The sequence below is a fragment of the Actinomyces dentalis DSM 19115 genome (assembly GCF_000429225.1).
GTDB classification, from domain to species: Bacteria; Actinomycetota; Actinomycetes; order Actinomycetales; family Actinomycetaceae; genus Actinomyces; species Actinomyces dentalis.
On sequence record NZ_AUBL01000002.1, the window covers coordinates 53877 to 74803 of the forward strand.

Sequence of the window (20927 nt, forward strand, 5' to 3'; positions counted from 1 at the left end):
ATGGTACCGTGATCCCGCTTGCGAGTGGAAACCACGTGAGGGGGTTCACCCCCATCGCCGTCGGAGTCGCTTGCGAGGACCGGAAGCACCCCTCGTCAGACAAGGAGGCCCTCGCATGCCTCGGACCCCCGCAGCGCCGTCAAATCGTTCGGGCGCCTGGGCATCGGTGCAGCGCACGGCCCTGTCCAAGGTCCTCGTCATGGGGGTGGCGGGCGTCTTCGGGCTCATCAATACCCGAATAATCATCGGCCATTTCGGTACCGATGCCTATGCCCAGAACGGGCTCCTGGCGACCTTCCCCTCCCTCATGCCCTTCACGGACCTGGGTATAGGTGCTGTGATTCTCAACACAGTCGCCGGATCCGAGGACCTGCCCCGGGACGCCGTCGTGAGGCGCACTCTGACAACCGCCGTGCGTGTGCTTCTCATATCGTCCCTCGTCATCGCCACGGCCGGCGTCGTCCTCGGCCTGCTCGGGGCCTGGCCCGCCCTCCTGGGGGAGGACCTCATGGACGGCGGCGGGACCACGGCCACGGCCTGCCTGCTCGTGTACGCCGCCGCCCTGCCCCTGAGCGTGGGCCAGCGCGTCATCGTGGGCATGGGCCGCTCGGCCACGCAGGTCATCAGCACCGGCGTCGTCTCCCCGGCCCTGACCTGCATGCTGCTGGCCGCCGTCGTCGCCCGCCTCGACGCAGGCAACGCCGTGCCGGTCATGTCCTACCTGGCCAACACCCTCGTGTCGCTCATCTGCATCGTCGTCGCCTGGCGCGCCACCCGGCCCCTGCTGGCCGACGCGATGCGCGACGTGCCCCGGCTGCGGGCCGTGCGCGGGGTGAGGATCATCGACACCGCCGGGCCCCAGCTCTTCCAGTCCCTGGTCATCCCCATCGCCTTCCAGACCGACCGCCTCCTGCTGTCCCACCTGGGCGAGGACGGCTCCCTGGCGCAGTACAACCTGGCGGCGCAGCTGTTCAACCTGCTCACCCAGACCGTGGCCGTGACCGGGGTGGCCATGTGGCCCCACTTCGCCAAGGCCCGGGCCCGGGGGCGCATCGAGTCGCCCTTCGCCGCCTCGGCGGCCTTCGCCGGCCTGGGCGGGGCCCTGGGGCTGCTCCTGGCCCTCCTGTCGCCCTGGGCCGCGCGCGTCCTGTCCGACGGCGCCATCTCCCTGCCGGCGGCGCTGCTGGCGGCCAATGTCGTCAACGTCGTCATCGAGGCCGCCAAGCAGCCGCTGGGCATGTACATGACCGACCCCGCGGGCCTGCGCTTCCAGATGCTGCCCGTGCTCATCCTCGTGCCCATGAACCTGGCCCTGTCCTGGGCGCTCATCGCGCCCCTCGGCTCGGCCGGGCCCATCGTCGGGTCGGTGGTCTCCGTGATCGTGTGCCAGATCATCCCCTACGGGCTGTGGGTGCGCCGCGACCTGCGCCGCCGCCGCGCCCGGGCCGGGGCGCAGGGGGCCGCGGGCTAGCGGCCGCCCGGCCCGCTCAGATCCCGGCGGGGGCCGCGGCGGGCGCCGTCGGCCGCTTGAGGCGGCTCAGGACGTAGAGGTAGGAGCACACGCCCGCGCCGACGCCCGCGCCGATGACCCCGCCGTAGAGCAGGTAGCGCGCCTTGGACGGGCCGGAGGGGGCGGCGGGCAGGGAGGCGGTGTCGACGTCGTTGAGGTTCAGGGCGGTCTCCTCCTGGACCTTGACCGACAGATTGCTGACGACCTTGCCCAGCGCCTTGATCTCCGCCTGGGCGATCATCTGCGCCTTCTCGGCGCTGGAGGCGTCCGCGCTCACCTCGATGATGAGCGTGTTCTCCGGGTTGGTCACCGTGATCGCGTGATTGATCTCATTGGGGGCGACGCCGGTCATGGCGGCCACGTCGTCGAGGACGGGCTGGGAGGTGCCCAGCTCGACGAGGGTGGGCATGACGGCGGAGATGAGGGTCGAGGAGGAGGTCACGGACTGGGTGCCGTCCTTGCCGGCCGCGACGAACGCGCTGGCCGTGGAGGTGAACACGGGCGGGGAGAAGGCGGCGACGGCGTACCCGGCGATCGCCCCCAGCACCAGGTGCGCGAGCAGAAGGGGGGTGAAACGGCGCACGAGGGCGAGGACCTCGTATGGCTCCATGGCGACTGCTCCTACCTCGTACGTCCATCGGGAACCGGCCGTCTCTTGAATCGGCCGAGCCAGGACAGCGATGCTACCCGATATGGTAGGCGCACCCCGCGGTCCGCCTCCGGGCGGCCGCATCGCCGATCCCGCCCGCCCGGGCGGAGCCCAGTGGAGCCGACCGTGACCGAACCGACCATCCGAGACAATATCCGCGCCCTGGCCGCGGCGCAGAAGTCGAAGGCGGGGGCGCCCCTGTACTCGCGGATCGTCAACCGGCCCGTCGGGCGGGTGCTGGCCGCCATCGCCCACCGGGCGCACCTGACCCCCGATCAGGTGACGCTCCTCTCGGCGGCCTGCACCCTGGCGGGCATCGTGCTGCTGGGCGCGGCCCCGCTCGCGCCCGCGGCCACGGCGGGCACCTCGCTGCTGCTCATGCTCGGCTACGCCCTCGACTCCGCCGACGGGCAGCTGGCCCGGCTGCGCCACGGCGGCTCGAAGGCGGGGGAGTGGCTCGACCACGTGGCCGACGCCGTCAAGCTCTCCACCCTGCACGGCGCGGTGGCGATCGGCCTGTTCCGCTCCGGGCGGCTGGCCGATCCGGCGCTGCTGCTCCTGCCCCTGGCCTACGGCGCCGTGCAGAATGTGCACTTCTTCACCTACATCCTCACCTACCAGCTGCGCTACCACGGGGGCACGCCGCTGGCCCGGGACGAGTCGCGCCCCGGCCTGCTCAAGTCCGTGCTGTCGGTGCCCACCGACTACGGGCTGCTGTGCCTGGTCCTGGCCCTGCGCTTCGCGCCGGGGCCCTTCCTGTGGGTCTACGGCCTCATGCTGGCCGGGCACGCCGCCTACCTGCTGGCCGCACTGCCCAAGTGGTACCTGGAGATGCGCCGGCTGTGAGGGCGCCGGCCGGCGGGTCGTCCGCGGGATGCGCGGCCCCCGCCGGTCTCGTGACTTTCCCGCAGGGCGCGCGTCTTCCGCCGTCGCGGGTCACTTCCGCCGGTCCCGGGCCAGGACTGCGCGCACCAGGGCCTCCCGGTAGCGCCCGGGCGAGAAGCGCGCCAGCGCCTCGGCGCGCCCGGCGGCGCCCACGGCGCGGGCGTCGGCCGGGTCGGCGGCCAGGGCCGCCACGGCCCGGGCCAGGGCGTCGGCGTCGCCCGGGGGCACCAGGCGGCCCGTGCGCGGGGCGCCGGACAGCACCTCGCCCAGCCCCAGGCCGTCGCAGGCCACCACCGGCCGCCCGGCGAGCATGCCCTCGACCGCGACATTGCCGAAGGACTCCCCGAAGGAGGGCACGAGGACGACGTCGGCCGCCTCCAGGAGGGGGCGGGTGGGGCTGACGTAGCCGTGGAAGGCCACCGCCCCGGCCAGGTCGGCGCGCCCGGCCCGCTCGCGCAGCTCGGCCTCGAACCACTCGTAGCCGGGGAAGACAGAGCCGCACACGTCCAGGCGCGCGTCCGCGCCCCCGGCCCGCAGCCGCGCCACCGCCTCCAGGGCCACCATGGTGCCCTTGCGCGGGGACAGGCGCCCCACGACGACGCAGCGCAGCGGGTCGGTCGCGGCGCGCTCGCGCGCGGGGGCCGGCGCCCCGGCGTCGGGCACGCCGTTGGGCACGACGGCGATGCGCCCGGCCAGGGAGGGCAGCGCCGCCGTGAGCACGCGGGCGGTGGCCCGCGAATTGGCCACCACGGCGCGCGCCCCCAGCAGCGGGGCGGCCAGGGCCGTCTGGACGGGGCGGGGGCGCTGGGCCTCGGCCTCGTGGCAGTAGACGACGACGTCGACGCCGGCCAGGCGCCCGGCCGCCACCCACCACGGCAGGGTGAGGGTGTTGACCACGAGCGCGTCGGGGCGCGCGCGGCGCAGCAGGCGAACGGAGGCGGCCACCGCCGGGCCCAGGCCCGCGGCGAAGGGGACGATCCCGCGCCCGGACAGCGCCGAGGCGCGCAGGACGGGGAAGGGGAGCACCCGCGTGCCCGCCCCCGCCCGCCGCAGCCGCCCGTGCAGGGGGCCGGCCTCGGGCAGGACGACGCGCACCGCGGCGCCGGCCGCCCTCAGGGCGCGCACCGCCTCCACGAGCTGGAGGTCGGAGCCGTAGAGGTCGGCGGCCGGGTGGGCGATGAGGATCCTCTCCGCGCTCATGACGGCGCGATCCCGGCCCGGCGCCCGCTGGGGCGGTCGCTGCGCGGCCCGGAGGCGGCCAGCTCGCGGCACAGCGCCTCGTAGCGGTCGGCGACCTCGTCCCAGTCGTACAGGGCGGCCCGCTCGCGCGAGAGCTCCCCGCGCGCCGCCTGGGCCGCCGGGTCGGCCTCGGCGGAGGCGACCAGGCGGGCCACGTCGTCGGCCCCCGTCCAGTAGCGGCCGGCGTCGCCCAGGACCTCCCGGTTGAAGGAGACGTCGAAGGCGTCGACGGCGGCCCCCGCGCCGATGGCCCGCAGGAGGGAGGGGTTCGTGCCGCCCACGGAGTGGCCGTGGTAGTAGACCAGGGCCCCGGCGTAGAGCTGGTCGAGCAGCTCCTGGTCCCAGATGCCCCCCGGCAGGCGGACGCGCTCGTCGGCCAGGGAGGCGATGCGCTCGGTGTAGGCGTCGGAGTAGGGGGCGGAGCCGACGACGACCAGCGGGAGGACGGCGTCGGAGCGCACGTAGCCCTCGACGACGACGTCGACGTGGTTCTCCGGCTCGAAGCGGGCCACGAGAAGGTGGAAGCCCCCGGGGCGCAGGTCCATTTCGCCCAGGCGCTCGGAGCCCGCCCGGGTCAGCGGGGCGCCGTAGGCGATGAGGGCGGTGGGCGCCCCGAACTCCTCGGCGTAGTAGTCGGCGATGCCCTGGGCGTCGGCGATGATGGCGTCGGACAGGCGCACGGCGGCGGCCTCGGCGGCCCGGTAGTAGCGCCGCCCCGCCGGCCCCCACTTGCCGCGGCGCCACTCCAGGCCGTCCACGTGGGTGGCCACCGGGATCCGCGCCGCGCGCAGGGCGGGCAGGAAGGGCGCGTTGGCGGCGTTGAAGACGATGGCGACGTCGGGGTGGACGCGGCGCAGGAGGTGGCCCACGGACAGGGCCGTGTGGGACAGCGTCTCCAGGGAGCGGCGCTTGAGGGCCGGCAGCTCGACCACCCGCATGCCCAGGTGGCGCGGCGGCAGGGGCGCGGAGGGGTCGGGGTTGCGCGAGTAGACGAGGACCTTGTGCCCGCGCGCGGCCAGGCGCCGGCCCACCTCCTCGACGGCCGTCTCGAAGCCCCCGTAGTGAGCGGGCACACCCCGTGTGCCAAGCATCACAATTCTCAGTCGAGAGGGGTCGGGCGGGGTCATAAGCAGCCTCCTGCATGGGAAAGACGGGCTAAGAATGGGGATTCGAGCGGAGCGATCCTCACCCGATAGTATGTATCCCATCCGCCCATCGTATGAATGCCCTCCGTCGGATGGCGCATACTCGGACCATTCACCCACCCCTCACCTCCCTACCCCGTCTGGAGAGCACGTGAAGCCGTCACGTCGTCGCCGCGGACTCCTGTCCGCGATCGCAGTCCTTCCCCTCATCGCGATGGCCTGGCTCGGCGCCGCCCCCGCGGCCGCCGACCCCGCCCCCGCCCCCGCACCCGCGGACGCCGCCCCCGCGGCCCCCGCGCGCCCCGCCACCTCCTACTCCGCGGACCCGCTGCCCACGGCCCAGATCAACGGCGTCGTGTGGGACCAGCTCGTCGTCGGCGACGTGGTGTACGCCACCGGCCAGTTCACCCAGGCCCGCCCCGCGGGCGCGGCCGCCGGCCAGCAGGAGACGCCCCGCTCCAACATCCTGGCCTACACCCTGAGCACCGGCGAGCTCATCGAGGGCTTCGCCCCCGCCCTCAACGGCCCCGGCCGCGCCCTGGCCCTGTCCGACGACGGGCGCACCCTCTACGTCGCGGGCGCCTTCAACAAGGTCGACGGCAAGTGGCACAACAACCTCGCCGCCTTCGACCTGAGCAACGGCGGCGCGCTCATCGACTCCTTCAAGCCCGTCTTCAACACCACCGTGTCCACCATCGACGTCGTGGGCAGCACCGTGTACGCGGGCGGCTACTTCAAGAGCGTCAACGGCCAGCCCCGCCTGGGCCTGGCCGCCGTCGACGCCTCCACCGGGGCCACCCTGGACTGGACCGCCTCCATCAGCGGGGTCAACGCGCAGGTCTACGGCCTGCGCGTGTCGCCCGACGGCACCAAGGTCGTCGTCGGCGGCTCCTTCCAGGCCATCAACGGCTCCTCCAACCCGGGCTACGGCCTGGCCCTGCTCGACGCCAACACCGCCCAGATCCTGCCCACCCCGGTCAACTCCCAGATCCGCAACGCCGGGCGGTACGGCGCCATCTACGACGTCGCCGTCGACGACAACGGCTTCTACGGGACCGGCTACTCCATGTCCATCAGCGAGGCCAATATCGAGGGCGCCTTCAAGGCCGACTGGAACGGCCAGCTCATCTGGCTCGAGCCGTGCCACGGCGACACCTACTCCGTCTACCCCACCGCCTCCGAGGTCTACGTCACCAACCACGCCCACTCCTGCCAGACCATCGGCGGCTTCGCCGACACCAGGCTCCCCTCGGGCCACCTGGACTACAAGGCCGGCCTGGCCCTGACCAACTCGCCCGACGTCACCATCGGCACCCAGGGCACCGACGGCTACTACGACTGGTCGGGCTACAAGAGCCCCGACATCCTCGACTGGTACCCCAACCTGGGCCTGGGCACCTTCACCGGCCAGTACCAGGCCGCCTGGGACGTGACCGCCACCCAGGACTACCTACTGCTCGCCGGTGAGTTCATCAGCGCCGACGGCAAGCCCCAGCAGGGCCTGGTGCGCTACCCGCGCCGCGGCGCCACCGCCACCCACGCGCCCGAGGGCACCGGGGCCGACCTGGGCGCCACGATCAAGGCCGACGGGCCGGGCACGGTCACCGCCTCCTTCAACCCCACCTGGGACCGCGACGACTCGACCCTGACCTACAGCCTCTACCGCGACGCCGAGACCAAGCCGGCCGCCTCCACCGACGTGTCCGACCGCTACTGGAGCCGCAGCCCGCACACCGTCCAGGACGCCAAGGCCCCCGGCGGCGAGCACAGCTACCGGCTCGTCGTCAGCGACGCGGGCGGCAACACGATCTCCACCGACCCGGTGACGCTCACCGTGGAGCCGGGCCCCGACGCCCCCGCGGCCGTCCAGGCCTCCGACGCCTTCGACCGCACCGTGCAGAACGGCTGGGGCAGCGCCGACAAGGGCGGCGCCTGGACCACCACCGACGGGGCCCCGGTCTCCGTCGCCGACGGCGCCGGCATCGTGCCCCTCGACCACGTCGGCTGGACGACCGCGGCCACGCTCAAGGACTTCTCCGCCCCGCAGGCGCAGGTCTCCACGACCTTCACCCTGAGCGAGACGCCCAGCGAGCGCGGCGTCTACACCACCGTCATCCCCCGCCGCACCGACTCGGGCTACTACGGGGTCAAGATCGTCGCCGACAAATCGGGGGTCACCGCCTTCCTCATCGCCGTCGACGGCAAGACCGAGACCAACCTGACCAGCACCCGCCTCCCCGACAGCTGGAGCGCGGGCACCCCGATCCACGTCACCGTCTCCGCCACCGGCTCGGGCACCACGAGCCTGAGCGCCACGGTGTGGACCGGCGACGGGGCGGCCCCGCAGACCCCGACGGTCACCGCCGAGGACTCCACCGCCTCCCTCCAGGGCAACGGCTCGGTCGGCCTCCAGTCCTACCTGTCCACGTCCTCGACCTCGGTGACCGGCCAGCTGCGGGTCGACGAGTTCAACGCCACCAGCGACTTGGCCAAGTGAGGATCGGACGATGAGCCCCACCCGGTTCCGACGCGGCTGTGCCGCCGTCCTCCTGGCCGCCTCCCTGGCCCTCCTGGGCGCCTGCAGCAGCAGCGGCCACGGGGGCGGGGCGTCCGGGGCGTCCGCCGGCTCGACGGCGTCGACGGCGGCCTCCGCCGCCGCGAGATCGTCCTCGGCCCCGGGGGGCGCGCCCTCCGCCGCGGCCCCGGGGACCGCGCCCTCCGGGGCGCCGTCCGGCGGCTCCGCCGCCCCGACCCCGGACGGGCAGCCGGGCGAGCCCGGCTACACCCAGCCCGAGGCCGACCCGGTCCCCCTGGAGTCGCCGGCCAGCGTGGCCGACGCCCAGGTCAAGCTCGCGGTCGAGGCGGTCAATGTCGAGGCGACCGTGCCCGGCGAGGTCTCCGGCCCCGCCGTGCGCGTGAAGGTCACCGCCACCGCCGGCTCGGCGGCCCTCGACCTGTCGGGGGCGAGCGTGACCGCCACCTACGGGCAGGACTCCACCCCGGCCGTCATGCTCACCAGCGACCAGCAGAGCCAGACCCTGCCCGACTCGGTGGCGGCCGGGAGCGAGGCGACCGGCGTCTACGACTTCGCCATCCCAGAGGGGTCCCGCGACCAGGTCGTCGTGCGGGTCTACCTCAACTCGCAGGAGCCCGCCGCCGTCTTCAGCGGGGCGGTGTCCTGACGGCGGACTCCGAAGGGGCGGTGGGCCCCTTCGGATCCGCCGCGGGCCGGCAGCAGCGCGACGGCCGCGTCGGAAGGAGGGGAACGGACGATGACTCATCTGCTTCCCCTTCTCGCCGCCGCGGCCGTCGGCCTGTGCGGGGCCGCCGGCGTCGTGGTGACGGCGGCCCGCCGGCCCGCGGCGGGCGCCGCGGCCGTCTTCGGCGTCCTGGCCCTGGTGGGGGTGTGGGTCTGCCTGCCCGTCAACCCGTACGTGCCGCCCGTGGTCCTCGTGGGCGCGCTCGTGTGCCTCGGCCTGGCCCCGCGCTTCTCCTGGCGCATGACCGGGGGGGACGTGCTGGTGCACACCGCCTTCGCCCTGGTCGGCGTCGCCGCCCTGGGCGGGGCCTCGAGCACGCAGGTCCTGGGCGAGCTCATCCTGGGCGCCTACCCCGCCTACATGATCGGGCGGATGCTCGTCGAGCGGATCGGCCTGGTCCGGGCCGCCGAGATCATGACCTGCGTGTGGGCCGTCGCGGCGGTCCTGGGGCTCGTCGAGGCCGTCACCGGCTTCAACCCCTTCACGGCCATCCCCTTCCCCAGTCACCTGTACCAGGTGTGGGCCGTGTCCCAGGAGCGGGCCGGGATGGCGCGGGTCGAGGGCGCCTTCGGCCACTCCATCGCCTACGCCACGTCCATGGCCGCGGGCATCCCCTTCGCGGCGGTGACCCGGTGGCCGTCCTGGCTGCGGTGCTCGGCCATGGTGCTCCTGCTCGGCTCGACCCTGCCGAGCCTGTCGCGCACGGGCATGGTGTGCGCCCTCCTGGCGCTCGTGCTGTCGCTGACCCTGCTGCGCACCGATATCGGTCCCCGGTGGCGGGTGGGCACCCTCGCGGGGCTGGGGGCGGCGGGCGCCGTCGGCCTGTCCCGCCTGCTGGATGTGTTCGCGCGCGCCGGCCGGGAGCAGTCCGGCAGCGCCGAGTACCGCGGCACCATCCTCGTTCTGGTGAGCCGGCTGCGGTTCCTGGGGGCCTCGCCCGCGGCGGTCAACCGGGGCGGGACGACGAAGTGGGCCGGCTTCAACTCCATTGACAACGAGGTCCTGCTCGCCGCCCTGCGCTTCGGCTGGGCGCCGGTGGCCCTGTTCCTCGTCGGCCTGGCCGTGGTGGTGGGACGGGTCCTGGTGCGCCGCGGCAACGCCGCCCAGGTGGCGCTGACGGCCCTGACGCCCGCCTACGTGACAGTGGCCTTCATCACGCAGCTGGACAGCGTCGTGTGGATCGTCCTGGGCATGGCGGTGGCGGCCCAGGCGGCCTCGACCTCCGACGACGGGCGGAGCCTGACGGCCAAGGAGGCCGAGGAGCTGCGGGTCGCCAGGGTCGTGGCGGCCTTCGGCCGCCGGTTGGTGCCCGCGACCCCGTCCCCGGCCTCGCCCGCGACCCCCTCCCCGTCCCCGGCGCCCGGTCCGGTTTCGCCCGCGGCCCCCGCCTCGCCCGCGGCCCCCGCGGCCCCCGACCCGGTCCGCAGCCCCGCCGCGGCCCCGGCTCAGGCGACCGCGCGCCGTCGGGCGCCGTCCTACGCCCCGGCCCGGACGGCGCCGTCCCCCGCCATGGCCGGGACCCGGGCGGCCGCGCGCCGCCGAGCCGTCCCGGTCGTGCCGCAGGGTCCGCCCCGGAGCCGGCCTCCCCAGGGCCCGCCCCAGAGCCGTCCGCCGGTCGCGTCGCAGGACCCTCCCTCGGGTCCGCCGCAGGGTCCGCCCCGGAGCCGGCCTCCCCAGGGTCCGCCCCAGAGCCGTCCGCCGGTCGTGCCGCAGGGCCCGCCTCAGATCCGGCGGCGGGAACGGCAGTAGGGGCCAGCCCTCAGGGGATGGGCGTGTCCGGCCCCGGCAGCTCGCCGCGCGCGCAGCGGCGCATCAGGCGCAGGCCGTCGCGCGTGCCCGCCCAGGCGGCCCGCAGGCTGGAGCGCGAGCGCAGCAGCTGGCGCCGCCCCCCGCGCAGGACGATCGCGCGGGCGGCGGCGGGCGCCGTCGCGGCCCACCGGCGCCGGGCGGCGGCGTCGAGGTGCAGGGCGGCGTAGAGCAGGCGGTTGCGGATGTTGTAGTAGTAGTAGGCGTCCGACTTGGCCGGGCCCGCATCCGCGTCCCCGTCGCGCTGCGTGCCGCCCTCGTCGTGGACGGCCACGGCCTCGCGGGCCAGCACGAGCGCCCCGCCGGAGCTCACCACCCGCCGGGAGAAGTCGACGTCCTCCCAGTAGAGGAAGTAGCGCTCGTCGAAGCCGCCGACGGCCTCGAACAGCCGGGTCGACAGGGCCAGGCAGGCCCCCGAGAGCCACGGGTGGGTGCCGCCGGGCGGAATCGGCCTGGTTGAGCGCGGGGAGCGCATGGACCCGTCGGCCAGGCAGACGACGGCCCGGTCGGCCACGACCCGCCCCTCGGAGTCGGTGAGCACGGGGGCCACGAGCGAGCGCGGCTCGCGCTCGGCGCGCGCCAGCAGGCTCAGGACGGCCTTGCGGTCCAGGACGGCGTCGGGGTTGAGCAGCAGGAGCAGCCGGGCGCCGTCGGCCGCCGCCCGGGCCCGGGCCAGGTTCATGCCGCCGCCGAAGCCCGTGTTCCCCTCCGGCTCGACCAGCGTCCAGCCGTGCTCGGCGCACAGGTCCCGGGTCCGCAGGCGGGTCTCCTCGGTGGAGTAATTGTCGACGACGACGACGCCCGCCTCGGGCGCCGCCCGCGCCACGCGGGTCAGGTTGCGCTCCAGGAGCTCGGGCGAGCCGTAGCTGACGACGAGGATCGCGGCGCGCGCGAGCAGGCGGGCGGCGTCGTCGCCCGCCGGTCCGCTGACGCGGGGCGTGGGGCCCATGGTGGCGTCCTTTCTTCCGACGGGCCGGTTGCGCGGGGCCCGGAGCCCTGATAGTACCGTCGCGCACGCGCAAGCACAGGAAGACGGCCAGGAGGCGACCGGTGGACACTCAACGGGATCCCGCGACCGGCAACGGACCCGACGGCGCCGGGACCGCGCCCGGCCCCGAGCGGCCCCGCCTGACCGTCGCGGTCCTGACCTACCTGCGCAACGCCTACCTGGCCGAGCTGCTGCCCGCGCTGGTCGAGCAGGCGGGGTCGGTGGCCGGGCGGGCGCGGGTGCGCATCCTCGTCGTCGACAACGACCCGGCCGGCGGCGCCGAGCGGACCGCGAGGGCCGTGCGCCCCGCCGGTGCGGACTCTGACGGCGCCGGGCCCGCGCCCGGCGCCGAGCCCGAGGTCGTCTACGTCCACGAGCCCGAGCCCGGCATCGTCGCGGGCCGCAACCGCGCCCTGGACGAGTCCGGCCGCGAGCGCCTGCTCGTCTTCATCGACGACGACGAGCTCCCGCGCCCCGGCTGGCTCGCCGCCCTGCTCGACGCCCGCGAGCGCCACGGCTGCGCGGCGGTCACCGGGCCGACCCCGCCCGTCTTCGAGACGGCCCCCGACCCGTGGGTGGCCGCCTGCGGCGCCTTCGACTCCTGGGAGGCGGCCGACGGCGCGCGCGTGCGCAGCGCCGACACCGGCAACCTGCTGCTGGACCTGGGGCGCGTGCGGGCCCTGGACCTGCGCTTCGACCCCCGCTACGGGCTCACCGGCGGGGAGGACTCCCTGTTCACCCGGCGCCTGACCCTGGCGGGGGAGGAGATCCGCTTCGCCGCGGGCGCCGTCGTCGACAAGCGCGTGCCCGCGCAGCGGGCCCGGCGGGACTGGGTGCTGCGCCGCGCCCACCGCTCCGGCTCCACCTGGGCGCGGGTCCGCATCGACACCGCCGATCGCGCCCGCACGGCCCTGCGCCTGGGCTACGCCGTCAAGGGCCTGGCCCGGGCCGGGCGCGAGGGGGTGCTGGCCCTGCTCGCCCGGGCGGGCGGCGACGTCGCCTCCCGGGCGGTCCACGAGGTCGGCGCCCGCGGCGGCCTGGGCATGGTGGTCGGGGCCCTGGGCGGGAACGTGGCCGAGTACGGCCGGTCGGGCGGGTCGGGCCGATCGGGCGGGTCGGCCGCTCCGGGCGCGCCCCGGAAGGGGGCGTCGTGAGCGGCGCCGGGCCCCTCGTGCCCCCCGCGGGCCTGACCGTGGCGATCCCCACCTACCGCCGCCCCGGGGCCGTGGCCCGGGCCCTGCGCGCCGTCCTGGCCGAGGCGGGCGCCTGCCGCGAGGACGGGGCGGGTCCGGGCGGGCCGGTCGAGGTCCTCGTCATCGACAACGACCCCGACGGCTCCGCGCGCGAGGCTGTGGCGACCGCCGCCGGGGGCGCGCTCGGCGCCGGATCCGCGCGCGACGCCGGGACCGGGCCCGGCGCCGCGGACGGTCCCGGCGCTGCCGTGCGCTACGTCGTCGAGCCGGCGCCCGGCGTGTCCGCCGTGCGCAACCGGGCCCTGGACGAGACGGCCGGCCGGGCCCTGCTCGTCTTCATCGACGACGACGAGGAGCCCGAGGCCGGCTGGCTGCGGCGGCTGCTGTCCACCCGCCGGGACACCGGGGCGGCCGCCGTCGCCGGACTGGTCGTGCCCGACTACGAGGCCGAGCCCGGCCCGTGGCTGCGGGCCGGGGGCTTCTTCGACCGCCAGTCCTGGCCGACGGGCGCGCGCCGGCCCGTGGCGGCGACGAACAACCTCCTGCTGGACCTGGGGGCGGTGCGCGCCGCCGGCCTGCGCTTCGACGAGGCCTTCGGCGCCACCGGCGGGGAGGACGCGCTGTTCACCCGCTCGCTCGTGGCGGCCGGGGGCGTCATCGTGTGGTGCGACGAGGCGCGGGTGCGCGACCGCGTGCCGGCGGCGCGCCTGGAGCGGGCCTGGGTCCTGCGGCGCCGCCGCTCCCACGCGGCCACCGCGGTGCGCGTCGAGCTGGCCCTGGCGGGGCCGGGGGCGCACCCGGGCATCAGGGTCCGGGCGCTGGCCGGCGGGTGCGCCCGGGTCCTGGCGGGCCTGGGGCGCATGGCGCTGGGCGGGCTGGGGGCGGTGGCCGGGCGCGGGCTGGTGCACCGGGCGCGCGGGGCCCGGCTCGTCGCCCGCGGGTCGGGGATGGCCGCCGCCGCCGTCGGCCGCGGCGCCCACCGCGAGTACGGCCGCCCCTGAGGCCGCCGCTTCACCGAGTTCCGCGGACGGCCGAGTTCCGCGGACGGCCGAGTTCCGCGAACGCGCAGGTTTCCAGTCGAACGCGCGGCTGGGAGGTGCGCGTTCGACTGGAAACCTGCGCGTTCGCGGAGATGTGGGGCCGCGAAGGGGAGGAGTGGGCGCGCGTTCGCGGAGGGGGACGGCTCCCGCCCGCTACTCCACGACGTCCTCGTCCACCCAGTCCAGGGTCCGGGCCACGGCCTTGACCCAGTTGCGGAAGAGCCGCTCGCGTTCGGCCGGATCCATCGCCGGCTCCCAGCGCCTGCCCTCCGCCCAGTTGGCGACGACGTCGTGCGCGCCCGACCAGAAGCCGACGGCGATCCCGGCCGCGTAGGCCGCGCCCAGCGCCGTCGTCTCCAGGACCGTGGGGCGCACGACCGGCACCCCCAGCTGATCGGCCTGGAACTGCATGAGCAGCTCGTCGCGGGTCATGCCGCCGTCGACCTTGAGCTCGGTCAGCCCGCCCGGCCCCGGCCCGCCGCCCACCGCCGCCTGCGCCGCGTCCCGGTTCATGGCCTCGAGCACCTCGCGGGTCTGGAAGGCGGTGGCCTCCTCGACGGCCCGGGCGATATGGCCCTTGTTGACGTAGCGGGTCAGGCCCACCAGGGCGCCGCGCGCGTCGGGCCGCCAGTGCGGGGCGAACAGCCCGGAGAAGGCCGGCACGAAGTACGCCCCGCCGTTGTCCTTCACCGAGCGCGCCAGGGCCTCGATGTCCTTGGACTCGGCGATGAGGCCGAGGTTGTCGCGCAGCCACTGCACCAGCGACCCGGCCACCGCGATGGAGCCCTCCAGGGCGTAGACGGGCGGGCTGCCCTCGATCTGGTAGCACACGGTGGTCAGCAGCCCGTTGCGGCTGCGCACCGGAGTGGTGCCGGTGTTCATGAGCATGAAGCAGCCGGTGCCGTAGGTGTTCTTCGCCTGCCCCGCCTCGAAGCAGGCCTGCCCGAAGGCCGCCGCCTGCTGGTCGCCCAGAATCCCGGCGATGGGGGTGTCGATGAGCAGGCCGTTCCTGCGGCCGCGGCCGAACACGCCCGAGGAGGGCCGGATGTCGGGGAGCATGGACACGGGGATCCCCATGTCCGCGCAGATCTCCTCGTTCCAGTCCAGGGTGTCGATGTTCATCAGCAGCGTGCGCGAGGCGTTGGTGACGTCGGTGGCGTGCACCCCGCCGTGCGCCCCGCCGGTCAGGTTCCACAGCACCCAGGTGTCCATGGTGCCGGCCAGCAGCTCGCCCGCCTCGGCGCGGCGCCGGGCCCCCTCGACGTTCTCGAGGATCCAGGCGATCTTCGGGCCGGCGAAGTAGGTGGCCAGCCCCAGCCCCACCCGGTCCTTGTAGCGGTCGTAGTCGGGGGCGCTGGCGCCGGGCGCCGCGGCGGCCAGGCGGTCGCAGATGCGCTGCGTGCGGGTGTCCTGCCAGACGATGACGTTGTGCACCGGCTCGCCGGTGGTCCGGTCCCACACGACGACGCTCTCGCGCTGGTTGGTGATGCCCACCGCGGCGATGGAGTGCCGGTTGACCTCCGCGGCGGACAGGGCGCCGGCCACGACGTCGCGCACATCGCGCCAGATCTGCGCCGCGTCGTGCTCGACCCACCCGGCGCGCGGCAGGATCTGGTCGTGCTCCTTCTGGTCGACGGCGACGATCGCCCCGTCGTGGTCGAACAGGATGGCGCGCGAGGATGTGGTGCCCTGGTCGATGGCCAGGACGTAGCGCTTGTCGGGGCTGGCGGACGGGGGCGTCGGCGGTGCGGGGCTCATGGGCGCAGCCTCTCAGACGGCGCGCGTCAGGCGGGCGACGGCGGCCGCGTCGGTCGCCTCGGCCTGGGCGGCGGCGAGCTGCGCGACCCGCTCGGCGTAGGCGGCCCTCTCCGCGGCGACGTCCTCGTCCGTCCAGCCCAGCAGCGGCGCCATGACCTGAAGGACCTCGTCGGCCGCCGACAGCCCGCGGTCGCGCCGCTCCATGTCCAGGCGCACCCGGCGCAGCAGAACGTCGTCGAGGTGGGCGGCCCCCTCGTGGGTGACGGCCCAGGCGACCTCGGCGCGCAGGAAGGCGCTCGCCCGCGCCAGCGGCTCGCCGTAGCGGCGGGCGGCGCCCTCGTCGGAGTCGATGAGCTCCAGCAGGGCGGGCGTCTCGTCGCCGTAGCGGTCGAGCAGGTGGGTGACGCGCGCCAGCGTCCAGCCGCGCTCGCGGGCGATGTCCCCGGCCCGCGCGGCCAGCTCGTGGTAGCCGGCCGCCCCCACCAGCGGCAGGTCGGCGGTGGTGGAGGGGTGGGCCCGGGCCAGGGCCTCGCCCAGGGCGTGGTCGACGGCGTCGACCGCCATGACCCGGTAGGTGGTCAGCTTGCCCCCGGCGATGGAGGTCAGTCCGGGCGCCACGCGGGTGACGGTGTGCTCGCGCGAGACCTTCGTGGAGGCGGCCCGCGCGCCGGGCCTGAGCCGGGGCTGGAGCAGGGGGCGCAGGCCGGCGTAGACGCCGATGATGTCGTCGCGGGTGAGGGGGCGCGACAGGACCTCGTTGGCGTGCTCGAGCACGTAGTCGATGTCGGCGGCCGTGGCCACGGGCTTGGAGGGGTCCTCGCTCCAGGGGGTGTCGGTGGTGCCGATGACCCAGTAGCGCGGCCAGGGGATGATGAACAGGACCGACTTCTCGGTGCGCAGGAAGATCCCGGTCTGGGCGTCGATGGCCTCCTTGGGCACGACGACGTGGATGCCCTTGGAGGTCAGGACCCGCAGGCCCCCGGCGTCGGCGGCCAGGTCCTGGGTGGCCTCGGTCCACACGCCGGTGGCGCTGATGACCCGGGCGGCCCTGATCTCGCGGGTCCGGCCGGTCTCCAGGTCGGTGACGGCCGCGCCGGTGACGGCGCCGCGGGCGTCCTTGAGGAAGCCGGTGACCCGGGTGCGGTTGGCGGCCAGCGCCCCCAGGCCGACGGCGGTGCGCACCAGGTCGATGACCAGGCGGGCGTCGTCGACGCGGGCGTCGTAGAAGCGGATGGCGCCGGCCAGCTTGTCGGGGTTCAGGGCGGGGGCGAGGGCCGCGGCGCCCCTGCGGCCCAGGTGCTTCTGGAGGGGCAGGGTCCGGCGCCCGCGGGCCCCGGCGACGGCGAGGGCGTCGTACATGCCCACGCCGACGGCCGAGTAGGAGCGCTCGTAGGCGCGCTTGAGCGGCCACAGGAAGGGCTGGGCCTTGACCAGGTGCGGGGCGGTGGTCTCGAGCAGGCGGCCGCGCTCGGTCAGGGCCTCGTGGACCAGGGGGAAGTCGAGCTGGTAGAGGTAGCGCAGGCCGCCGTGGATGAGCTTGGAGGACCAGGAGGAGGTGCCCGAGGCCCAGTCGCCCATCTCCACGATGCCGGTGCGCAGGCCGCGGCCGGCGGCGTCGAGGGCGATGCCGGCGCCGGTCACGCCCCCGCCGACGACGAGGACGTCGAGCCCCTCGTCGCCGCTCATGGCCGCCAGGGCGCGGTTTCGCTGGTCGGTGGTCAGGGCGGTGTCCTGCGGCAGGGCGGTCATGGTGTGCTCCCGGTTGTGTGCGCGTCGCTGTGCATCCGCTTACCAGGATGGGCCGGGTGTGCGAGGATGGGCAAGCGGTGTGCACGAATGTGCACGCGGGGTCGGGGCGTTTGGGACGATGCGCATGCGGGACGACGACGGGCGGGCCGTGTACGAGGCGGCCTCCATGTACTACGCCCAGGGGGAGACCATGGAGGTCATCGCCCGGCACCTGGGGGTGTCGCGCTCCACCGTCTCCCGGCTCCTGGCCCGGGCCCGCGCCGAGGGCGTCGTGCGCATCGAGCTGGTGGCCCCCGGCGGGGGCGGCCTGGAGCGGCGCATGGGCGAGGAGCTGGGGGTGCGCGCCCGGATCGTGCCCGTGCGCGAGGGGACCACGGAGATCCACCGCCTCCAGCAGGTCGCCGCTGTGGCGGCCGCCCGGTTCGCCGACATGGTCGTCGAGGAGGCCGGGGGGAGCGGCGCGGGGGAGGACGGGCTCGTCATCGGGACCGCCTGGGGCACCACCATGAGCGAGCTGAGCGCGGCCCTGCCCGTGCGGCGGGTGCCGGGGGCGACCGTCGTCCAGCTCAACGGCGCCTCCGACCCGCTGCGCGAGGGCCCCAGCGCCGGCGAGGTCCTGGCCCGCATGGGTTCGGCCCTGGGGGCGCGCACCATCGCCTTCCCGGTGCCCGCCTTCTTCGACCGGGTCGCCACCCGGCGGGCCATGTGGTCCGAGCGCTCCATCGGGCGCGTCCTGGCGGTGGCGCGCCGGGCCCGCCTGGCCGTCTTCGGCGTCGGCTCGGTGCAGGGGGCGCTGCCCTCCCAGGTCTACGCCGCCGGCCACCTGTCCCGCCAGGACCTGGCGGTGGCGCGCCGCGAGGGCGTGGTCGGGGACGTGTGCACCGTGCTGCTGCGCGCCGACGGCAGCTGGGGTGATATCGAACTCAACGCCCGCGCCACCGGCCCCACGCCCCTCCAGCTGGCCCGGATCCCGCGCAGACTGTGCGTCGTGGCGGGGGCGGGCAAGGCCCGCGCGACCCTGGCGGCACTGCGCGCCCGGGTGGCGACCGACCTCGTCATCGACGACGCCGCCGCCCGCGCCGTCCTGGCGCTGGCGACGAGGAAGGAGAGGGCATGAGCGAGCCCGCGGGCGCCCAGCGCCGCAAGATCGTCCTGCGCCCGGCCCGCCCGGCCGACGTGCGCGCCATCTACGAGCTGGTGCGCCCCTACGCCGACCGCCGCATTCTCATCGCCAAGGACCTCATCGCCTACTTCGAGGACGTCCAGGAGTTCACGGTGGCCGAGGAGGTCAGCGCCGACACGGGCGGCGCGACCGACCTGGTGGGCTGCGGCGCCCTGCACGTCATGTGGGACGACATCGCGGAGGTGCGCACCCTGGCGGTGCGGCGCGACCGGCTCCACCACGGCATCGGGGCGGCGCTGCTGGGCGAGCTCCTCGAGCGCGCCAGGGCCCTGAGCCTCAGGCGCGTGTTCTGCCTGACCTTCGAGGTCGACTTCTTCGCCGCCCACGGGTTCCGCCCCATCCAGGGCGCGCCCGTGGGGATGGACGTGTTCGCCGAGATGGTCCGCTCCCACGACGACGGCGTCGCCGAGTTCCTCGACCTGGCCCGCGTCAAGCCCAACACCCTGGGCAATTCGCGCATGCTGCTGGAGCTGTGAGCGCCGCGGCGCCCGGCCCCGGGGCCGCCGTCGAGCCCGGAGCGCCCGGGGCGCCCGGCGCCGGGCCCGGCGACCCCGGGACCGTCGTCGAACCCGGTCCCCTCGTCGAGTGGTACCGCCGCTGCGCCCGGGACCTGCCCTGGCGCCGGCCGGGCACCGGCCCCTACGCCGTCCTGGTGTGCGAGGTCATGAGCCAGCAGACCCCGGTGGCCCGCGTGGAGCCGGTCTGGCGGGAGTGGATGCGCCGCTGGCCCGACCCCGCGGCGCTGGCCGGCGCGCCGACGGCGCAGGTGCTGCGCGTGTGGGGGCGCCTGGGCTACCCGCGCCGGGCGCTGCGGCTGATCGAGGCGGCCCGCGCCGTCGTGGCCGAGCACGGCGGGACGCTGCCCGAGGGGTACGAGGAGCTGCTCGCCCTGCCGGGGGTGGGACCCTACACGGCCGGCGCGGTGCGCGCCTTCGCCCACGGGCGCCGGGCCCTGGCCCTGGACACCAATGCGCGGCGGGTGCTCGCGCGCGCGGTGGGAGGGACGGCGCTGCCGCCGCCGAACCTGGGCCGGGCGGAGCGGGAGCGGGCCGAGGCCCTGCTTCCGCCCGACGACGCCGGGGCCGCCCTGTGGTCGGCGGCCGTCATGGAGCTGGGGGCGCTGGTGTGCACGGCGGGGGACCCGCGCTGCGGGGAGTGCCCGTGGCGGGGGCGCTGCGCCTGGGTGGCGGCCGGCCGTCCCCCCGATGAGCACGCCGCCCGACGTCGTCGCCAGGCCTGGCGCGGCACCGACCGGCAGGCGCGGGGGCTCGTGATGGCGCGGCTGCGCGAGACCGGTCCCGGGCAGCGCGTGGGCCGGGAGGATCTGCTCGCGGCCGCGGCCGCGGCGGGGGCCACGTCGGCGACCGCGAGCGGCCGGGTCGGCGGGCGGGCCGGCGATCCGGCGGATCCGCTCCGGCCGGAGCGGGCCCTGGCCGGCCTGCTCGCCGACGGCCTGGTGGCGACCGACGACGGCGGCGCCACCTACCGCCTGCCCTGAGCCGGCGGGCCGACGAGGCGCACGGTCACCGCGCGAGCTGGTAGACCCGCTGGCGGGAGACTCCCAGTGCGCGGGCCGTGTCGGAGGCGCTGTAGTGGTGCTGCTCCCGCAGGAGGGCGACGGCTTCGCGCCGGCGCGCGGCGGCGCGGTCGAGAGCGGTGCGCGCGGCGAGCCCGTGCGGCAGTGCGGCGGGGCGGATCCGATCGTCCGCGGCCGTGTCGGCTGCGCCGTCCGTCTGAGCCCCGCCCCTGGGGGAGTCGCCGGGAAGGGCGGCGGGGGCCTCGTCCCACCCGGTGAGCCCCGCTGAGACCCGCCCCTGGGGGAGTCGTTTCGGTGATGTCACCTGGGCTCGCATTGCGCCAGGTGGGCTCGCGCGAATCGAGCTCAGGTGGATTATGTCGCGCTGGGCTCGCACGGCGCGAGGTGAGGCGGACTGCGTCGCGCTGGGCTCGCATTGCGCAAGCCGGGCCCGGCCCGCGCAGGTTCGGCCCGCATCGGCTCCGGTCGCCCTGGAACTCGGCGCGCACCGCCCCGGGCCCGGCCCGCGCCTGCCGGGTCCGCGCTGGCTCCGGGCCCAGGATCTCGTTGAGCGGACCTGGATTTGCGCAAGCCGGGCCCGGCCCGCGCCTGCCGGGTCCGCGCCGATGCGGAGTCGGCCGTACCGACCCCGGGGCCGTCGTGGATCCGGTCCCCGTCCCATTCCATCCCGCCCCGGCCGGGTCCGCGCGATCGTCACTCAACCCGCGAGCACGTCTGCTAAAGGTACGTGCTCGCGGGTTGAGTGACGATCTCGCGGGTTACCCGGCGATCTCGCGGACCGCGGTGACGGCTTCCGCGGGGCCGCGGGGACCCTCCCCTGCGGCCCCGGATCCGCGGGAGGCCACACCGGATCATCTGCTACGCCCCTTCTTCTCCGCTACGCCCTTTTACCCTCCGCTACGCCCCTTTTTCTCGTACAGTGAAGGGTGAAGGGGCGTAGCAAATGAGAAGGGGCGTAGCAGACGGTCGAGTCCCCCGGTGTGGT

General features: G+C 75.7%; 17 protein-coding genes. 10 read left to right on the plus strand and 7 right to left on the minus strand.

Annotated elements, in window-relative coordinates; genetic code table 11:
• Positions 1 to 115 precede the first annotated feature (115 nt).
• A complete protein-coding gene (locus G446_RS0100970; RefSeq protein ID WP_026408714.1) occupies positions 116 to 1471 on the plus strand; it encodes an oligosaccharide flippase family protein in 1356 nt (451 codons plus the stop codon).
• Between the two features lie 16 nt (positions 1472 to 1487).
• Here the strand turns inward: G446_RS0100970 and G446_RS15190 are convergent, their stop codons facing one another.
• Positions 1488 to 2120, minus strand: coding sequence for a YveK family protein (locus G446_RS15190; RefSeq protein ID WP_034468657.1), 633 nt, complete (start codon positions 2118 to 2120; stop codon positions 1488 to 1490).
• Positions 2121 to 2285: 165 nt separating this feature from the next.
• Between G446_RS15190 and G446_RS0100980 the strand changes: the two genes are divergently transcribed.
• Positions 2286 to 3005 (plus strand): CDP-alcohol phosphatidyltransferase family protein, encoded by a 720-nt coding sequence (locus G446_RS0100980; protein ID WP_034468658.1) that lies wholly within the window; start codon positions 2286 to 2288, stop codon positions 3003 to 3005.
• A gap of 90 nt (positions 3006 to 3095) precedes the next feature.
• Here G446_RS0100980 and G446_RS0100985 read toward each other — a convergent pair whose 3' ends face one another.
• Together G446_RS0100985 and G446_RS0100990 are read right to left on the minus strand one after the other, a co-directional pair.
• Positions 3096 to 4244, minus strand: coding sequence for a glycosyltransferase (locus G446_RS0100985; protein ID WP_026408716.1), 1149 nt, complete (start codon positions 4242 to 4244; stop codon positions 3096 to 3098).
• Positions 4241 to 5410, minus strand: a complete 1170-nt coding sequence (locus tag G446_RS0100990; RefSeq protein ID WP_026408717.1) for a DUF1972 domain-containing protein — start codon at positions 5408 to 5410, stop codon at positions 4241 to 4243. Before G446_RS0100990 ends, G446_RS0100985 begins: the two co-directional genes overlap by 4 nt.
• A 232-nt stretch (positions 5411 to 5642) precedes the next feature.
• Between G446_RS0100990 and G446_RS15195 the strand changes: the two genes are divergently transcribed.
• The 3 genes from G446_RS15195 to G446_RS15205 all read left to right on the plus strand — a co-directional run bounded on the left by G446_RS15195 (position 5643) and on the right by G446_RS15205 (position 10437).
• Complete coding sequence (locus G446_RS15195) at positions 5643 to 7925, plus strand: PQQ-binding-like beta-propeller repeat protein (protein ID WP_051285526.1); 2283 nt, start codon at positions 5643 to 5645, stop codon at positions 7923 to 7925.
• 10 nt (positions 7926 to 7935) lie between these two features.
• The gene (locus tag G446_RS18530; RefSeq protein WP_026408718.1) at positions 7936 to 8610 is read left to right on the plus strand and encodes a hypothetical protein; all 675 of its coding nucleotides are present in this window, start codon (positions 7936 to 7938) and stop codon (positions 8608 to 8610) included.
• A gap of 90 nt (positions 8611 to 8700) precedes the next feature.
• Complete coding sequence (locus G446_RS15205) at positions 8701 to 10437, plus strand: hypothetical protein (protein WP_051285527.1); 1737 nt, start codon at positions 8701 to 8703, stop codon at positions 10435 to 10437.
• A 10-nt stretch (positions 10438 to 10447) separates the two neighbouring features.
• On the opposite strand, the gene G446_RS0101010 is transcribed toward G446_RS15205, so the two are convergent.
• The gene (locus tag G446_RS0101010; protein ID WP_026408719.1) at positions 10448 to 11443 is read right to left on the minus strand and encodes a glycosyltransferase; all 996 of its coding nucleotides are present in this window, start codon (positions 11441 to 11443) and stop codon (positions 10448 to 10450) included.
• Positions 11444 to 11544: 101 nt separating this feature from the next.
• Between G446_RS0101010 and G446_RS15210 the strand changes: the two genes are divergently transcribed.
• Both G446_RS15210 and G446_RS0101020 read left to right on the plus strand, forming a co-directional pair.
• Positions 11545 to 12636, plus strand: coding sequence for a glycosyltransferase family 2 protein (locus tag G446_RS15210; protein WP_084778807.1), 1092 nt, complete (start codon positions 11545 to 11547; stop codon positions 12634 to 12636).
• Entirely contained in the window at positions 12633 to 13676 is a 1044-nt protein-coding gene (locus G446_RS0101020) for a glycosyltransferase family 2 protein (RefSeq protein ID WP_051285528.1), read from the plus strand. The genes G446_RS15210 and G446_RS0101020 overlap by 4 nt, the downstream gene beginning before the upstream one ends.
• A gap of 192 nt (positions 13677 to 13868) precedes the next feature.
• On the opposite strand, the gene glpK is transcribed toward G446_RS0101020, so the two are convergent.
• Both glpK and G446_RS0101030 read right to left on the minus strand, forming a co-directional pair.
• Entirely contained in the window at positions 13869 to 15473 is a 1605-nt protein-coding gene (gene glpK, locus G446_RS0101025; RefSeq protein WP_026408721.1) for a glycerol kinase GlpK, read from the minus strand.
• A gap of 12 nt (positions 15474 to 15485) precedes the next feature.
• Entirely contained in the window at positions 15486 to 17222 is a 1737-nt protein-coding gene (locus G446_RS0101030) for a glycerol-3-phosphate dehydrogenase/oxidase (protein WP_026408722.1), read from the minus strand.
• A gap of 124 nt (positions 17223 to 17346) precedes the next feature.
• Here G446_RS0101030 and G446_RS0101035 point away from each other — a divergent pair, with 124 nt between their 5' ends.
• Genes G446_RS0101035 through G446_RS15215 form a run of 3 tightly spaced genes read left to right on the plus strand, consistent with a single transcriptional unit; the run spans position 17347 to position 19903 of the window.
• Positions 17347 to 18339 carry a sugar-binding transcriptional regulator gene (locus G446_RS0101035; RefSeq protein ID WP_245574526.1) on the plus strand — a complete coding sequence of 331 codons (993 nt, stop codon included), beginning with the start codon at positions 17347 to 17349 and terminating at the stop codon, positions 18337 to 18339.
• Positions 18336 to 18881, plus strand: coding sequence for an amino-acid N-acetyltransferase (locus G446_RS0101040; protein WP_026408724.1), 546 nt, complete (start codon positions 18336 to 18338; stop codon positions 18879 to 18881). Before G446_RS0101035 ends, G446_RS0101040 begins: the two co-directional genes overlap by 4 nt.
• Positions 18878 to 19903 (plus strand): iron-sulfur binding domain-containing protein, encoded by a 1026-nt coding sequence (locus G446_RS15215; RefSeq protein ID WP_051285529.1) that lies wholly within the window; start codon positions 18878 to 18880, stop codon positions 19901 to 19903. The genes G446_RS0101040 and G446_RS15215 overlap by 4 nt, the downstream gene beginning before the upstream one ends.
• 25 nt (positions 19904 to 19928) lie before the next feature.
• On the opposite strand, the gene G446_RS20505 is transcribed toward G446_RS15215, so the two are convergent.
• Positions 19929 to 20246 (minus strand): helix-turn-helix domain-containing protein, encoded by a 318-nt coding sequence (locus G446_RS20505; protein WP_026408725.1) that lies wholly within the window; start codon positions 20244 to 20246, stop codon positions 19929 to 19931.
• Between the last annotated feature and the right edge of the window lie 681 nt (positions 20247 to 20927).

Coding starts and splice junctions, on each gene's coding strand:
- G446_RS0100970 (WP_026408714.1), top strand. CDS start 116: ATGCCTCGGACCCCCGCAGCGCCGTCAAATCGTTCGGGCGCCTGGGCA.
- G446_RS15190 (WP_034468657.1), bottom strand. CDS start 2,120: ATGGAGCCATACGAGGTCCTCGCCCTCGTGCGCCGTTTCACCCCCCTT.
- G446_RS0100985 (WP_026408716.1), bottom strand. CDS start 4,244: ATGAGCGCGGAGAGGATCCTCATCGCCCACCCGGCCGCCGACCTCTAC.
- G446_RS0100990 (WP_026408717.1), bottom strand. CDS start 5,410: ATGACCCCGCCCGACCCCTCTCGACTGAGAATTGTGATGCTTGGCACA.
- G446_RS15195 (WP_051285526.1), top strand. CDS start 5,643: ATGGCCTGGCTCGGCGCCGCCCCCGCGGCCGCCGACCCCGCCCCCGCC.
- G446_RS18530 (WP_026408718.1), top strand. CDS start 7,936: ATGAGCCCCACCCGGTTCCGACGCGGCTGTGCCGCCGTCCTCCTGGCC.
- G446_RS15205 (WP_051285527.1), top strand. CDS start 8,701: ATGACTCATCTGCTTCCCCTTCTCGCCGCCGCGGCCGTCGGCCTGTGC.
- G446_RS0101010 (WP_026408719.1), bottom strand. CDS start 11,443: ATGGGCCCCACGCCCCGCGTCAGCGGACCGGCGGGCGACGACGCCGCC.
- glpK (WP_026408721.1), bottom strand. CDS start 15,473: ATGAGCCCCGCACCGCCGACGCCCCCGTCCGCCAGCCCCGACAAGCGC.
- G446_RS0101030 (WP_026408722.1), bottom strand. CDS start 17,222: ATGACCGCCCTGCCGCAGGACACCGCCCTGACCACCGACCAGCGAAAC.
- G446_RS0101035 (WP_245574526.1), top strand. CDS start 17,347: ATGCGGGACGACGACGGGCGGGCCGTGTACGAGGCGGCCTCCATGTAC.
- G446_RS0101040 (WP_026408724.1), top strand. CDS start 18,336: ATGAGCGAGCCCGCGGGCGCCCAGCGCCGCAAGATCGTCCTGCGCCCG.